Origin of the sequence: Sphingopyxis sp. BE259 (assembly GCF_031457495.1) — a bacterium.
GTDB lineage: Bacteria > Pseudomonadota > Alphaproteobacteria > Sphingomonadales > Sphingomonadaceae > Sphingopyxis.
The window spans coordinates 3,370,528-3,385,433 of record NZ_JAVDWM010000001.1; the positions used below are offsets into that span (position 1 = coordinate 3,370,528).

Here is a 14,906-nt window from a genome sequence, read left to right on the forward strand (position 1 = left end):
GAGAAATTAGTAGCGATAATGATCGGGCTTGAACGGCCCCGCCACCGGCACGCCGATATAATCGGCCTGCTTCTGGCTCAGCTGGCTCAGCTTAACGCCTAGTTTGTCGAGGTGCAGCGCCGCGACCTTTTCATCGAGATGCTTGGGCAGGACATAGACATCGTTTTTATACTGCTCGCTGCGCGTCCACAGCTCGATCTGCGCCAGCGTCTGGTTGGTGAAGCTCGCCGACATCACGAACGACGGGTGGCCCGTCGCATTGCCGAGGTTCACCAGGCGGCCCTTCGACAGGATGATGATCTGCTTGCCGTCGGGGAATTCGACCAGGTCGACCTGCGGCTTCACTTCGGTCCATTTGTAATTGGCGAGCGCCGCGATCTGGATCTCGCTGTCGAAATGGCCGATGTTGCAGACGATCGCCATATTCTTCATCGCCGCCATATGTTCGGCGGTAATCACGTCGGCATTGCCCGTCGCGGTGACGAAGATGTCCGAGCGCTTGACGGCTTCGTCCATCGTGACGACCTCGAAGCCCTCCATCGCCGCCTGCAGCGCGCAGATCGGGTCGATTTCGGTGACGAGGACGCGCGCGCCGCCGTTGCGGAGCGACTGCGCCGAACCCTTGCCGACATCGCCGAAGCCAGCGACGGTCGCGACCTTGCCCGCCAGCATCACGTCGGTGCCGCGGCGGATCGCGTCGACCAGCGACTCTTTACAGCCATAGAGGTTGTCGAACTTCGACTTGGTGACGCTGTCGTTGACGTTGATCGCGGGGAAGGGCAGCTCGCCCTTCTTGGCGATGTGGTACAGGCGGTGGACGCCCGTCGTCGTTTCTTCGGACACACCCTTGATTGCCTTGACCGTCTTGGTCAGGTAGCCGGGGTTAGCGGCAACGAACGCCTTCAGCGCGCGCTGCATCTCGATCTCTTCTTCATTCTCGGGCGCCGGCATCGTCTCGCCGGCCTCCAGCTTCGCGCCCCACAGCGCGAACATCGTGGCGTCGCCGCCATCGTCGAGGATCAGGTTGCAAGTCGTGCCATCCTCGACGCCCCAGTCAAAGATGCGGCCGACATAGTCCCAATAATCGGCCAGGCTTTCGCCCTTTACCGCGAACACCGGCACGCCGGTCGCGGCGATTGCGGCGGCGGCATGGTCCTGGGTCGAAAAGATGTTGCAGGTTGCCCAGCGGACTTCGGCGCCCAGCGCGGTCAGCGTCTCGATCAGCACCGCGGTCTGGATCGTCATGTGCAGCGAACCGACAATCTTCGCACCCTTCAGCGGCTGCGACGCACCGAATTCGCTGCGCAGCGCCATCAGGCCCGGCATTTCGGTTTCGGCGATGTTGATTTCCTTGCGCCCGAAATCGGCAAGACCGATGTCGGCAATCACATAATCACGAGTGTCGGCGGCGAGAGTGGCCACGATGGAGTCTCCTGTAGGCGAGTTCGGCCGCAGGCGAGCGGCCCCGAAATATGAGGTAATTATGTTGCGCGCCCTAGCTCAAAGCGCGCGGCCGATCAAATATAAACTTTTCTTTATATCGCAATCGGCGCTCGCTCTACCGAGCGCGGCAGACGCGCGAATCGGCGGTGCAAAATACACCGGCGCGGAAATTTATTTTCAGCAGGCGCAATTGTGACGGTCGGTGCCGCCGAATTGTGACACCGAGTCGCAAAGGCCAAGATTCTGAAAATTTTGGTTTATAATGCGCCTTGCGATTAGCATAATTACTGTTTGTGACATCAGTGTTACAAAGTGCCGGAAAGATTGACTTTTCTGATGATGAGGGAGAAAATCGGCCAAAGTTTTCGAGGGGATAGAGAGATGAAAAAAATATTGCTGCCGCTGGTCGCACTGGCCTTGGCGAGTCCGGCTGGCGCGCAATCGATCATCGTGGTGACCGGGCCGCAGGCCGATTCGACGGCACTGCCGGTCGCCTATGCCGAACTGCGCGCCGGTGAAAATCACGCCGCGGTCGCCAAGCTGACCGGCGACACCACCGTCAACGCCCGCGATCCGTCGCGGCTGATCAATCTTGGTACCGCTTATGCTCGTCTGGGTCGCACCAACGAAGCCGCCGCCGCCTATGACGCGGCGCTTGCCAGCCCGATCCGCTACGACCTCGAACTCGCCGACGGGCGTTATGTCGATTCCCGCTGGGCCGCCCGCACCGCGCGGGCCAACCTGGCGGCAGGTCGCCCGCTACTCGCGCTCGCGCGCTAAGCCTCACCGCCCTCGGTTGTCAGCAAGCGGGCGTCCACTCCCGCTTCGGCAAACGCCGCCTGCCAGCGCTTGGCGGGCGGCGTGTCGAATAACAGGGCATCGCTGCCCGGGGTGACGTGCCAGCCGTGGCGCACCATTTCGCCCTCCAACTGCCCCGCCGACCATCCGGCATAGCCCAGCGCCACCAACCATCGGGCGGGACCGCGCCCCTCGCCGATCGCGCGCAAGATGTCGTGCGAGCTCGACACCATCCAGCGATCGCTGACCTGCACCGCTTCCTGCCCGCCCCAGTCCATGCTGTGCAGCACAAACCCGCGCGACGGTTCGACCGGGCCGCCCAGAAACACCGGCTGCTCCAGCGCATCGTCATGCGCGATTTCCAGCTGGTCGAGCACCTCGCCAACCGTCATCCCCGCAATCGGATCGGAAATACCGATCCCCATCGCGCCTTCGTCGTCGTGGCTGATCATCGCGATCACCGAATGTTCAAAGCGGGGATCGCCAATTCCGGGCAGCGCAAGTAGCAGCTGACCAGTGAACCAAATGGGGTCTGTGTCCATCACGCCATCATGCAGCGGCGGGACGGGGTGGTCCAGCACCTTTGGTGGGGCGGCTTTGCGGTGTGGGACGCTGCCTTGTCGTCATTCCCGCGAACGCGGGAGCCCAGAGCGTGCGTAGGCTGATCCCGCCCTGGGTTCCCGCGTTCGCGGGCATGACAAAGTAAAAAACCCATGACGTCGCTGATCGGTCAACCCCACCCTTCTCCACGTATTCGTATACGTAGCCCCAGCATGCTTGCCCTCCCCGACCTGCCCTGCAATCCTTCGCGCCGACAAGAGCCGCCACGCGGCCACGGGGAGAGAGACATGGATAAGCCGCGGCAGGGTTTTGCCGGCCTTTGGAATATCAGCTTCGGCTTTTTCGGCATCCAGATCGGTTTTGCGCTGCAAAACGCCAATATGAGCCGCATCTTTCAGTCACTGGGCGAAGACATCGAAAAATTGCCCGGACTGTGGGTCGCGGCACCGCTGACCGGGTTGCTTGTCCAACCGATCATCGGTCATCTCAGCGACAAGACCTGGTTCGGGCGCCTGGGGCGGCGGCGGCCTTATTTCCTGGCTGGCGCGATCATGGCCGCGATTGCCCTGTTCGTGATGCCCGAGAGTCCGGCGATCTGGTTCGCGGCGATGATGCTGTGGATCCTCGACGCGTCGCTCAATATCTCGATGGAGCCGTTCCGCGCCTTCGTCGGCGACATGCTGCGCCGCGACCAGCACAGCGTCGGCTATGCGGTGCAGACCGCGTTCATCGGCGCGGGCGCGGTCGTCGGGTCGCTGTTTCCCACCCTGATGGAGGCGATGGGGGTCGCCAATGTCGCGCCGCCGGGGCAGATTCCCGATACGGTCAAATATGCCTTCTGGTTTGGCGGCTTGGCGCTGTTCCTGTCGGTGCTGTGGACCGTCGCCACGACGCGCGAATATGACCCGGCCGAGATGGCAGCGTTCGAACCGGCAGAAAAAGCGGGTGACGCGCCCGCGATCCGTGCGCTTGCCTCGCACAGCTATGCAACCAGCCTGCTCTGGATCGCCGCGGGCGGGGCGGTCGTCGCCATCCAGATGCAGTTCGCGCTGCTGCGCGAGGTGCTGCTGCTCGGCGCGCTGCTGGTCGGCTATGGGCTGGCGAGCATGATCGCCATCGCGCTGGCGCGCGGCGGCAATGACAAGAATATGCTGTCGAGCATCGTCGGCGATTTCGCGGGTATGCCCCCGCTGATGAAGCGCCTCGCGCTGGTGCAATTCTTCAGCTGGTCGGCGCTGTTCATCATGTGGATCAACACGACGCCGGTGGTCACGCAATATCATTATGGCACCACCGACCCGGCGTCGGCGGCGTATCAGACGGGCGCAAACTGGGTTGGCGAGCTGTTCGCGATATACAACGGCGTCGCCGCGATCGCGGCGCTCACCTTGCTGCCGTGGCTGTCGGCGCGGATCGGACAGGCGCGCACCCATATTGCCGGGCTGGTCTGCGGCGCGATCGGCTTTGGCAGCTTTTTCCTGCTGCGCGATCCCACCCAGCTGATCGTCAGCGAGATTTTCATCGGCATCTTCTGGGCGTCGGTGCTGGCGATGCCCTATGCGATGCTCGCCTCCAGCCTGCCGCAGGCGAAGCTCGGCATTTACATGGGGCTGTTCAACGTCTTTGTCGTCGTGCCGCAATTGCTGGTGGCGACGATCATGGGATCGATCATGCAGGCGTTTTTCCCCGGCGAGCCGATCTATACCATGGCGTTTGCGGCGGCGACGCTGCTGCTCGCCGCGCTCGCGATGCTGCGCGTCTTGCCGCTGATGCCCGGAACGCCGCGCGCGAACTAGCTCGACCAGCCGCCTGCAAGGGCGCGGAACAGCGCGATCTGGCGCCGCGAAATCTGGCCGTCCTGCGCCGCGAGCACAGCCTCCGCCTCGGCAAAGGTGCGCTCTGCATCGAGCCATTCGAACGAATCCGAAGCGCCCTCCTGCCGCTTGGCGCGCACGATCCGCGCCGCGCGTTCGGCCTGGTCGCGTGCGGCGCGGAGCGCCTGCCGCTGTTCGAGGGCGCGGGCATAGGATGACAGCGCGGTTTCGGTTTCCTCCAGCGCGCGGAGCACGGTGCCGTCGAATTCGGCAAGCGACGCCTGCGTATCGGCCTCGGCCACCGCGATGCGCGCGCGCGCCGGTTCCTGATTGGGGAACGCCCAATTGAGCAACGGCCCAAGCAGCCAGCGGATCGGTCCGCCGCCGAACACATCGCCAAAGCCCGATCCTGTCGAACCCGCCGACCCGCCCAGCGTGATCCGCGGGTAGAGGTCGGCGGTTGCGACGCCGATGCGCGCTGTGTCGGCGGCCAGGCGGCGCTCGGCGGCGCGAATATCGGGACGGCGCTTCAGCAGCGCCGCCCCATCACCGACTGGGATCGGGTCGGTGATTTCGAGGCTGATGTTGCGGTCCGCCGCGATCGCGGGGAGCGCCGCAGGGGCACGACCGGTCAGAGTCGCGAGGCGAAACAACGCCGCCTGCCGTTCAGCTTCGATGGAGGGAATGTCGGCCGACCGCTGGTCGCGCAGCGTCGTGATGCGCGCGAGGTCGAGCCCCGTCGCCATCCCGACATCCTTGCGCCGCTGCGTCAGTTTTACCTGCTGGTCGAGCAGGCCGACGATGCGGCGCGCAACGTCCAGCCGCGCCGCACCCGACGACGCATCGGCATAGGCCTGCGTCGTATCGGCGGCCACGATCACGCGCACCGCGTCGGCATTGGCCTCGGCAGCCGCCGCATCGCCGCGCGCCGCCTCGACCGAGCGGCTGACCCGACCGAACAGGTCGATTTCGTACGAGACGTTGAGCCCGACATCGACCGCCCAATCCTCGCGGTCGGCATTCGGTAAGCGCTGGCCTTCGGGGCTACGACCATAATTGGCGCCGGCGCCGATCTGACCCTGCGGCAGGCGGTCGGCGCGGGCGCCGCGCAGCGATGCGCGGGCGCGGGCAATATTCGCAACCGCGACGCGGACGTCGGTGTTGCTGGCGAGTGCGTCGGCAACGAGACCGTCGAGGACGGGATCGTTATAGAGCCGCCACCAGTCGCCCGCGACCGGCGCGAGCGAGATCGCGGGGCTGTTCGCCGAGACGAACGGCCCGGTTGCAACCGGCGTCGACGCCGATTTGGGCTCGGCATAGTTGGGGCCAACGGCGCAGGCGGCGAGCGCCAACGTCGATGCGGCGGTCAGGATATTGCGGAGGATCATGATCTTGCTCCTAAATTCAATTCTTCAAGGTTCGTCCTGAGGAGGGGCTGAGCGAAGCCGAAGACCCGTCTCGAAGGACCCTGCGCTAGCGGCCCTTCGAGACGCCATTTCGACAAGCTCAATGGTTCCTCAGGGCGGACGGTTTTGGGTTTGGCTGGCTCACTTCTCAAATCTATTCCGCCGGAACCGGCAGCGCGGCCCCGTGATCGTCCGACCCGCGCCGCGCCCGCCGCGCAACCGACCATTGGCTGAGCGAACGGGCGACGACGTAGAAGGTCGGGGTGAAGATGAGGCCGAACGCCGTCACGCCGAGCATACCGAAGAAGACCGCGGTGCCGAGCGCCTGGCGCAGTTCTGCCCCTGCCCCGCTCGCGATCAACAGCGGCACGGCGCCGAGAATGAAGGCAAAGCTGGTCATCAGGATCGGGCGCAGACGGTCGCGCGCCGCGCGCACCGCGGCTTCGACCGGCGACAGGCCGTCCTGTTCCTCGCCCTGCTTGGCGAATTCGACGATCAGGATCGCGTTCTTCGCCGCCAGCGCGATCAGCACGACGAGCCCGATCTGCGTGAGGACATTGTTATCCATGCCGCGCAAATTCACCCCGATCATCGCCGCGAGCAGGCACATCGGCACGATGAAGATGATCGCCAGCGGCAGCATCAGGCTTTCATATTGCGCCGCGAGCACGAGGAAGACGAAAACCACTGCAAGCGCGAAGACGATCCCCGCGGTGTTCGCCGCCGCCTTTTGCTGGAAAGCGATGCCCGTCCATTCGGTGCCGTAGCCCGCAGGCAAAGTATCCGCCGCCAGCTTTTCCATCGTCGTCAGCGCCGCGCCCGACGATGCGCCCGGAGCGGTATCGCCGTCGATCTCGACCGCGGGGAACAGATTGTAGCGCGTGACGCGATACGGCCCGGTGCGATCCTCGAAATTGGCGACCGATCCGATCGGCACCATCGCGCCGCTGTTCGACCGCGTTTGCAGGTTCGCGATGTCGGCGACGGTCTGGCGGTAAGGCGCGTCGGCCTGTGCGGTGACGCGGTATGTGCGGCCGAGCAGGTTGAAATCGTTGACGAAGGCCGAGCCGAGATAGACCTGGAGTGCTTCGAAAACACGTTCGGGGGGGACGCCGAGCATGTTCGCTTTGGCCCGGTCGATGTCGGCAAAGATCCGCGGGTTCGTCGCATCGAAGAAGGTGAAGACGTTCGCAAGCCCCGGAGTCTGGTTGGCCTTGCCGATCAGATTGTTCGTTTCGTTGGCAAGTGCGGCAGCACCGTTGCCGCCGCGATCCTGGACGATCATGCGGTAACCACCCGCCGAGCCGATCCCCTGGATCAGCGGCGGCGGGATGATGACGATCTGCGCCTCGGTAATATCCGCGGTGTTGGCGCGCGCCTGGTTGATGATGTCGTCCAGCTTGACGCCGAGCTTCGCGCGCTCCTCGAAGGATTTGAGCGGGAAGTACGCAGCGGCCGAGTTCGGGGCGAGCGTTTGCGACGGGCCGTCGAAGCCCGCGAGCATCACCGAGCCGAGCACCCCCTCGACCGGCAGCACGCGGCCCGCGACCTTTTTCAGTACCGCATCGGTGCGTTCGACAGAAGCCCCCGCGGGCAGTTTGGCGACGACGAGGAAGTAGCCCTGATCCTGCGCCGGGATGAAGCCGGTCGGGGTCGCCCAGAACAGTGCCGCGGTCGCGGCGATCAGCCCGGCATAGCTGACCATCATCTTCTTCGGCGCGCGCACCAGCCGGTCGGTGAGCCGCGCATAACTATCGCTCATCCGCTCGAAACTGCGGTTGAAGCTGTCGCCAGCCCGGCGCACCAGCCGCATCCCGCGGCCCTCGTTCTGCGGCGCCGCGTGCGGCTTGAGCAGGATCGCCGCGAGCGCGGGCGACAGGGTGAGCGACAGGACCAGCGAGATGATCGTTGCGGTCGAAATCGTCACTGCGAACTGCTGATAGAAGGCGCCCGACAGCCCCGTGAGGAACAAGGTCGGCACGAACACCGCGCACAGCACAAGCACGATCGCGACCAGCGCCCCCGACACCTCGTCCATCGACGTGCGCGCGGCTTCGAGCGCCGACATGCCGCGCTCCAGATTGCGTTCGACATTCTCGACGACGACGATCGCGTCATCGACGACGATGCCGATCGCCAGCACCAGCCCGAACAGCGACAGGTTGTTGAGACTGTAACCGTACGCCGCGAGCACCACGAATGTCCCGATCAGCGACACCGGGATCGCCAGCACCGGAATGATCGCGGCGCGCCATTTCTGCAGGAACACCAGAATGACGATGACCACCAGGAACACCGCCTCGATCAGCGTTTCCATCACCGCGTCGATCGACTGGGCGATGAATTCGGTGGGGTTATAGATGACCCGATATTCGAGTCCCTTGGGGAAATTCTTCGACGAGGATGCCATTTCGGCCTCGACCGCTTCGGCGGCGGCGAGCGCATTCGATCCGGGGCGCTGGAACACCGCCATGATGACGGTCGGGTCGCCCGACAGATAGGTGTTGCTGTTGTAATCCGACGCGCCCAGCTCGACGCGAGCGACATCCGAGACGCGGACCTGCCGTCCATCGGCGTCGCTGCGGATGACGATGTTCGCAAAATCCTTGGGGTCGGTCAGGCGGCCCTGGGTTTCGACATTGAGCTGAAAATCGCCCCCATTGGCAAAAGGCGGCTGGCCAAGGGTGCCTGCGGCGACCTGAACATTCTCACGGCGCAGCGCGGCGACGATCTCGCCCGCAGTCAGGTCGAGCGCGGCGGCGCGGCCCGGGTCGATCCACACCCGCATCGCATAATCGCGCGCCCCGAACAGGCGGACGTCGCCCACGCCATCGATACGGCTGAGCCGATCGCGCAGCTGGGTCAGCGCATAGTTGGAGATATAGGCGCGATCGAGCGACTTGTCGGGCGACACCAGATTGACGACCATCAGAAAGTCGGGCGACGTCTTGCGGGTCACCACCCCCAGCCGCTGCACCGTTTCGGGCAAGCGCGGGGTAGCGATCGCGACGCGGTTCTGCACCAGCACCTGCGCGGCATCAAGGTCGGTGCCGATCTTGAAGGTCACGGTGATCGTCACCGCGCCGTCGCCGGTCGACTGGCTGCTCATATAGAGCATGTTGTCGACGCCGTTGATTTCCTGTTCGATCGGCGCCGCCACCGTATCGGCAACGGTTTCAGCGGAGGCGCCGGGATAGGCCGCGGTCACCGTGACCGTCGGCGGGACGATGTCGGGATATTGCGACACCGGCAGGCCTATGTAGGCGACCGCACCGACGATGGTGATGATGATAGCGAGCACGGCGGCAAAGATTGGCCGGTCGATGAAAAAGCGGGATAGGCGCATGGGATAGCCCCTGTCTGGAAAAATACTCTGGTCACCCCTCCTGCTTGCGGGAGGGGCAGCGAGACTTGCGAGCTTGCTCGCTAGTCACAGCGGGGTGGGCGTTGCGACGTCGCTGGCCCACCCCCGACCCCTCCCGCAAGCGGGAGGGGGGAGAAGCTACCTCGCAAACGTCGCCTGCGCCGACACCGGTTCTACCGAAGCCGCCACGCCCTGCTTTGGCGCCGCAGCGGCGATCTTGCCGGCCTTGGTCACCGCCTTGGTGCCGGGCCGGGCGAACTGGTATCCGGTGATGACGACCTGATCGGTCGGCGTCAGGCCCGAACGGATGACGCGCAGACCATCAACTTCGGGACCGATCTCGACCGGTTTCGCCGCAACCATGCCGTCCTTGCCGACGACATAGACGATCTTGCGCGCCTGATCGGTCTGCACCGCCGCAGCCGGGACCAGCAGCGCGCGGCTCGTCTGGCCGGTCGACAGCCGCATATTGCCGAACATGCCGGGGGTCAGGAACATCTGGGGATTATCGAAGCGGGCGCGGGCGCGGATCGTGCCCGAACGCGGATCAAGGCCATTGTCGGTGAAGTCGAGCTGGCCCTTCCAGCGATAATCGCTTTCGTCCTGCAAGCGGACTTCCACGGTCGCACCCTTTTCGCCGCCTTCGCGCTTGGTCTTGAGGAACAGCGCCTCCGAACCCTGGAAAGTGAAATAGACGGGGTCGAGCGCGTTGATCGTGGTCAGCAACGTGCCGCCGGCGTCGCCTGCCGACACGAGGTTGCCTGCGTCGATCTGACGATCCGAAATACGGCCGCTCATCGGCGCGCGGACGACGGTAAATTCGACGTCGAGCGACCGCGCCGCGATACGGGCGTCGGCCCCGGCCAGCGCCGCACTGGCCGCATTGACGCGTGCGCGCAGCCGGTCGATTTCGCTCTGCGACACCGCCTCGACCTCGACCAGCCGTCCGGCGCGATCGAGTTCGAGCCGCGCAAGCGCCAGATCACTGCGCGCGCTGGCCGCCGAAGCGCGCGCTTCGGCGAGTGCGGCGCGATACGAGCGCGGGTCGATGGTGAACAGCGGCTGGCCCTGGCGGACGATCTGGCCATCGGTGAAGTGAATGGCGGTGATCGCGCCCGAAACGCGCGGCCGCACCTCGACCGCCTTGGACGCCTCGAAGCGGCCGATATATTCATCCCACAGGGTAACGTCGCGCGCGATCGGCGCCGCGACGGTCAGCACCGGCGCGGGCGCGGCGGCGGCTTGCGGCGCGCCCTCGCTGAGCAACCACCAGGCACCGACGATCAGCACCAGAAAGGCGCCGATCCACGCGGCACGGCGACCGCGCGCCGGACGAAGGAGGGTTTTCAGTTCGCGACTGACCTTGGCATCGGCGGGGTCGAGCTTTTCGATCGGGGTGTGGACGGTCATGGGATGCCCTCTTCTCTTTGGTCGGTTCGGCTGCGCGCAGGGCGCAAAGGTCCCAGCCCCAAAAGCGCCTGCTTTCGGTTCGGTGTTGAATCAGCTCATGTTGCTAGACGGCCCTCTGCGAAGAGGACGACCGCCTCCGATCGCGCACATCGCTGATGCGCACGTCGGCTCCCTGTTATATCTTGCGGGCGAGCGTCGACGGACGCCCGACCGGAACAGGACCCGCTCCCGGGATAATTATATCTGGATAGTGAATCCGACCGCCGCATGATCTTTGCCACGCGGCGGCCGGTCTCGGGGGAGAGCCACTCTTTGTATACTGGGTGGTATATAAGTCTTGTTGCGCTGCGTCAAGCGCATTCTGTACCGGTCGGTAAAATTTTTCTACTAGCGCCCCGGCCACAGCTTCAGGCTGGTTTCGACCAACCGTTCCAACTCGGCACGCGATGCGCCCGAACCCGCCTGCACCGCCATGCCCTGGTTCACGGCAATCAGGAACTGCGCCAGTCCATCGGGGTCGGTATCGGCAGGAAAATCACCCTCGGCCTTGGCGCGCGCAAAGCGATCGAGCATCGCTCGCTTGGCCGCGGCGCCGCGTTCGACCACCGCGTCGCGGATGCATTCGGCCTCGGCACCGCAGGCCACCGAACTGATCACGCCCAGACATCCGTTTGGATTGTCAGGGCAAGTGTACATATCGAGCGCGCCATACATCAGCCGTTCGGCGACCCCGCGCGCGGTCGGCGCCTCAAGCGCGGCGCGCATATAATCGGCCTTTTCGCGCTCATACAGGTCGAGCGCCTTGTTAAACAGCGCCTCCTTGTTGCCGAACGCGGCGTAAAGGCTGGGCTTGGTAATTCCCATCGCATCGGTGAGGTCGGCCATCGACGCGCCCTCATAGCCTTTCGACCAGAACACGCGCAGCGCCGCAGCAAGCGCAGCATCGACGCAAAACTCACGCGGCCGACCTTTGGGGGCCAGGGGGGCTTCGATTTCCATAACGTCTGGTATATAAGTGAAGTGTGGCTGAATGTCCAGTAGCGCGCGGCGCGGCGCCGGGGATGCGCTCGCTGGCCGCCCGGACAAAAAAAAGGGAGAGCCGTCATGGCCCTCCCTTTTTTTTGCTCACTCGCGTTGCCTCAGCGCGTCTTGAAACGGACGCCGACGCGGAAACTGCGACCGAGCAGGTCGCTGAAGGTCGAGTTGGCCGACAGGCCGGTTTCCGGCAGCAGAATCGGATCTTTGTCGAACAGGTTGGTGACGTTGAGGAAAAATTGCCCATCAGACTCGCCAACCTTGATCTTCGCAGTGAAGTTGAGGTCGGTGTAGAAGGTGCCATCGACGTCGTTGTTGTCGATCGTCGGGGCCAGCGCCGTGCTGGTCGGGCAGGCCGTTGTACAGACGACATAGGTGTTGCTGTAGGTTCCCGAACTGACGCCGCGGCCGACCGCCGCGATGGAGTAATCCGGCGTGTCGAAGGTCGCCGACAGACGGAAGATCCAGTCGGGCGTGCCGCTGGTCTGGCCGCTGTTCTGGCCCACCGAATCGACCGGGACCGACACACCGTTATCGACCAGATTTTCGAGATAGTTCGTCGCCGTACCGCGCAAGGACAGACTGCTCTCACTACCGATCGGCAGCCGATAGCTCGCTTCATAATCGATACCGCGCACCTTTATCCGGGCAAAGTTGAAGGGGCTGGCGGACACGACAAAATCGCGGGCCCCGCTGGTATCGGGGACGATGGCCGCGCAGAAATCCTGGCGCCCTTCAAAACAGCGCCGTGCAATGTCGTCGGAAAAGAACTGCGCGATCGCGTCCTTTACATTGATGCGGAAATAATCGATCGAAAAGGAAAGGCCGGGCACAAACCGCGGCTGAACGACAGCACCGATGCTGAGCGAGTCGGCCTTCTCCGGGTCAAGATTCAGGTTACCGCGCGTGATTTCCTGGAAATTCTTCCCGGCATAAGTGGGGCCCACGAGCGCCGCGTTAGTGGTGAAGGTGTTGGTGCGCGAGGTCCCCGATTGGAAAAGCTCGTTGAGGTTCGGCGCGCGAATGTCACGGGACAAGGTGCCGCGCAGACGGATGTCATCGATCGGTTGCCAAGTCAGGCCTGCTTTCCAAGTCGTCACATAGCCCGAAGTCGAATAGTCAGTCGCTCGCACCGCGCCGTTGAACTCGGCGCCCAAACCGAGCGGAACAACGGTTTCCAGATAGGCTTCCTTGACATTGTAGCTTCCGAAGGTTGGACGAAAATTGCCAACCGACCAACCCGACTGGAATTCAGTCGGCACAAAGCCCGATACTTCTTCCTTGCGATACTCGCCGCCAATCGCAACGCTGACATCGCCCGCCCAGGTGGCGAACGGCGTTACCGACAAGTTGACGCCAGCGACCGTCTGCTTGAACTTCTGGTCGCGATAAGGATCGCCGAGCACACTTGCGACCGCGGCCGGATTTGCGACGCCGACGCCGAGCCGGTTGAGCGGAATGCAGCCGTTGGTGGGCGCGGTCAGTGACGAACGGCAGACGATCGTGCCCGCGGGAACGCCCAGCGCATTACCGGCCGGCGCGAAAACGGCGTCGGTGGCGTCGGTCATGCGGGCATTGTTCATGATGTCACGGATTTGCTCGTGTGCGTCGGTTTGCCCATATTGGACATAGGCGTCCCACACGGCCTTGTTGCCGAACATTTCGAAATCACCATTTGCGCCGACGGCATAGCGCTGCACCTCGCGCGTGCTGTTGTTCTTGCGGAAAGGCAGATCAGCGGCTGATGTGCCAAGCGTCACCGACGTCACACCCGCCAAACGAGCGGCACCGAGCGACTGGATCAGATAGGCGTTATCCGAACGCAGCGTAAAGGTTGCCGCCTGCGGCCCCGAATTGAACAGCGTCTTGTTCCAATTATAGGATGCTTCGCCAAACAGCGTGATCCCGTCGGCCACCTCAAAACTCAACCGACCGAAAATGCCGCGGCGATCGTCCGTCGCATCAAGGCCGATGCGGCGCGACGTGTCATTTATCTCCCAGTCGCCACCCACCGTTTGCGAGCTGTCGGTAAGCGTACCGAATTGATATTGCTTCGCTACCCCGCCCTGATCGAAATATATGGCGCGAAGACTATTCCCGCCGCCGACCTGCGAACGGATGATGCTGCCGGGCGTTGTGTTCCACGTGCCCGCGCCAAAAACGACCAGGCTTTGCGGCTGGCCATTGGTCGGGGTGTAGTTAGGGTTGGACAGGGTGCGATAGCCGCGCTGGTTCCACTCGCGATCTACCTCAAAGATGCCGTCACGATGCGCATATTCGCCTGCAAGCAGGATATGCCCCCGCCCGCCCGCGAAAGATTTGCCTGCCGCGCCGGAGAAACTGTAGTTAAAGCCATCGCCTTCGTCGGTAATGCCGATATCGGCGTCGAGCTTCAGCCCCTCATACGTCTTGTCGAGCACATAGTTTACGACGCCGGCGACCGCGTCCGAGCCATAGGCTGCCGATGCGCCGCCGGTGGCGATCTCGACGCTTTTCACCAGCGACTGGGGGAAGGTATTGACGTCGACAAGTCCGGTGATGGTCGAGCCGACCGACCGGCGACCGTCGAGCAGTACCAGCGTCCGTACTTCGCCGAGATTGCGAAGGTTCATGGTGTTGACGCCGGCAAGGCCCGAACTAATGGCAAGTCGCGAGTTGGAGGGGCGGGTGCTACCAGCAAGCGCCGGAACCTGATTGACGAAATCGGCCAGATTGTTGGTCGGCGACTGGCCCTCAATGTCCTCTTGGCTCAGCACCGTGAGCGGGGTCGGCGCCTGGAACCCGTCGCGGACGATGCGCGATCCGGTCACGATGATCTGATCGGCGTCGGCAGCCTCGACGGACGTCGCCGCCTCCTGCGCCAGCGCCGGAGCGCTATGAACAAGGGCCAAAGCCGTCATTGCCGCGCCAAAACCGCTTTTGCCACCTAGCGACCGCCGAATTCGTCCAAGATCACGCATGTTAACCGTCCCCTTATGTTACCCAAGGGCCAAGCCGCGCATCGTTCGATGCGTGTTCCGGTGCCGATGCTCCGGTTTGGCTAGCCCCGCTTTGTCCCGCCTGACCGCGCGGCGG

The 14,906-nt window shown here is 63.9% G+C and carries 9 protein-coding genes; 2 read left to right on the forward strand and 7 right to left on the reverse strand.

The window, feature by feature from the left end:
- Nucleotides 1-6: 6 nt before the first annotated feature.
- A complete protein-coding gene (gene ahcY / locus J2X44_RS16195; protein WP_310086334.1) occupies nt 7-1,422 on the reverse strand; it encodes an adenosylhomocysteinase in 1,416 nt (471 codons plus the stop codon).
- A 402-nt stretch (nt 1,423-1,824) separates the two neighbouring features.
- Between ahcY and J2X44_RS16200 the strand changes: the two genes are divergently transcribed.
- Complete coding sequence (locus J2X44_RS16200; RefSeq protein ID WP_310086337.1) at nt 1,825-2,223, forward strand: hypothetical protein; 399 nt, start codon at nt 1,825-1,827, stop codon at nt 2,221-2,223.
- On the opposite strand, the gene J2X44_RS16205 is transcribed toward J2X44_RS16200, so the two are convergent.
- Nucleotides 2,220-2,783, reverse strand: coding sequence for a YqgE/AlgH family protein (locus J2X44_RS16205; RefSeq protein ID WP_310086340.1), 564 nt, complete (start codon nt 2,781-2,783; stop codon nt 2,220-2,222). The genes J2X44_RS16200 and J2X44_RS16205 overlap by 4 nt on opposite strands.
- 306 nt (nt 2,784-3,089) lie before the next feature.
- Here J2X44_RS16205 and J2X44_RS16210 point away from each other — a divergent pair, with 306 nt between their 5' ends.
- Complete coding sequence (locus tag J2X44_RS16210; protein ID WP_310086341.1) at nt 3,090-4,598, forward strand: MFS transporter; 1,509 nt, start codon at nt 3,090-3,092, stop codon at nt 4,596-4,598.
- On the opposite strand, the gene J2X44_RS16215 is transcribed toward J2X44_RS16210, so the two are convergent.
- The 5 genes from J2X44_RS16215 to J2X44_RS16235 form a co-directional block, all read right to left on the reverse strand.
- A complete protein-coding gene (locus J2X44_RS16215) occupies nt 4,595-6,004 on the reverse strand; it encodes a TolC family protein (RefSeq protein ID WP_310086344.1) in 1,410 nt (469 codons plus the stop codon). The genes J2X44_RS16210 and J2X44_RS16215 overlap by 4 nt on opposite strands.
- 172 nt (nt 6,005-6,176) lie before the next feature.
- The gene (locus tag J2X44_RS16220; protein ID WP_310086346.1) at nt 6,177-9,368 is read right to left on the reverse strand and encodes a multidrug efflux RND transporter permease subunit; all 3,192 of its coding nucleotides are present in this window, start codon (nt 9,366-9,368) and stop codon (nt 6,177-6,179) included.
- 156 nt (nt 9,369-9,524) lie between these two features.
- Nucleotides 9,525-10,796 (reverse strand): efflux RND transporter periplasmic adaptor subunit, encoded by a 1,272-nt coding sequence (locus J2X44_RS16225; protein ID WP_310086347.1) that lies wholly within the window; start codon nt 10,794-10,796, stop codon nt 9,525-9,527.
- Between the two features lie 387 nt (nt 10,797-11,183).
- Nucleotides 11,184-11,795 (reverse strand): TetR/AcrR family transcriptional regulator, encoded by a 612-nt coding sequence (locus tag J2X44_RS16230; protein WP_310086349.1) that lies wholly within the window; start codon nt 11,793-11,795, stop codon nt 11,184-11,186.
- A 140-nt stretch (nt 11,796-11,935) separates the two neighbouring features.
- Complete coding sequence (locus tag J2X44_RS16235; protein WP_310086352.1) at nt 11,936-14,731, reverse strand: TonB-dependent receptor domain-containing protein; 2,796 nt, start codon at nt 14,729-14,731, stop codon at nt 11,936-11,938.
- Between the last annotated feature and the right edge of the window lie 175 nt (nt 14,732-14,906).

What these genes read in the sequence shown, in the direction of transcription:
- J2X44_RS16235 (WP_310086352.1), bottom strand. Translation starts at nt 14,731, where the DNA reads ATGACGGCTTTGGCCCTTGTTCATAGCGCTCCGGCGCTGGCGCAGGAG.
- J2X44_RS16210 (WP_310086341.1), top strand. Translation starts at nt 3,090, where the DNA reads ATGGATAAGCCGCGGCAGGGTTTTGCCGGCCTTTGGAATATCAGCTTC.
- J2X44_RS16215 (WP_310086344.1), bottom strand. Translation starts at nt 6,004, where the DNA reads ATGATCCTCCGCAATATCCTGACCGCCGCATCGACGTTGGCGCTCGCC.
- J2X44_RS16220 (WP_310086346.1), bottom strand. Translation starts at nt 9,368, where the DNA reads ATGCGCCTATCCCGCTTTTTCATCGACCGGCCAATCTTTGCCGCCGTG.
- J2X44_RS16225 (WP_310086347.1), bottom strand. Translation starts at nt 10,796, where the DNA reads ATGACCGTCCACACCCCGATCGAAAAGCTCGACCCCGCCGATGCCAAG.
- J2X44_RS16205 (WP_310086340.1), bottom strand. Translation starts at nt 2,783, where the DNA reads ATGGACACAGACCCCATTTGGTTCACTGGTCAGCTGCTACTTGCGCTG.
- J2X44_RS16230 (WP_310086349.1), bottom strand. Translation starts at nt 11,795, where the DNA reads ATGGAAATCGAAGCCCCCCTGGCCCCCAAAGGTCGGCCGCGTGAGTTT.
- J2X44_RS16200 (WP_310086337.1), top strand. Translation starts at nt 1,825, where the DNA reads ATGAAAAAAATATTGCTGCCGCTGGTCGCACTGGCCTTGGCGAGTCCG.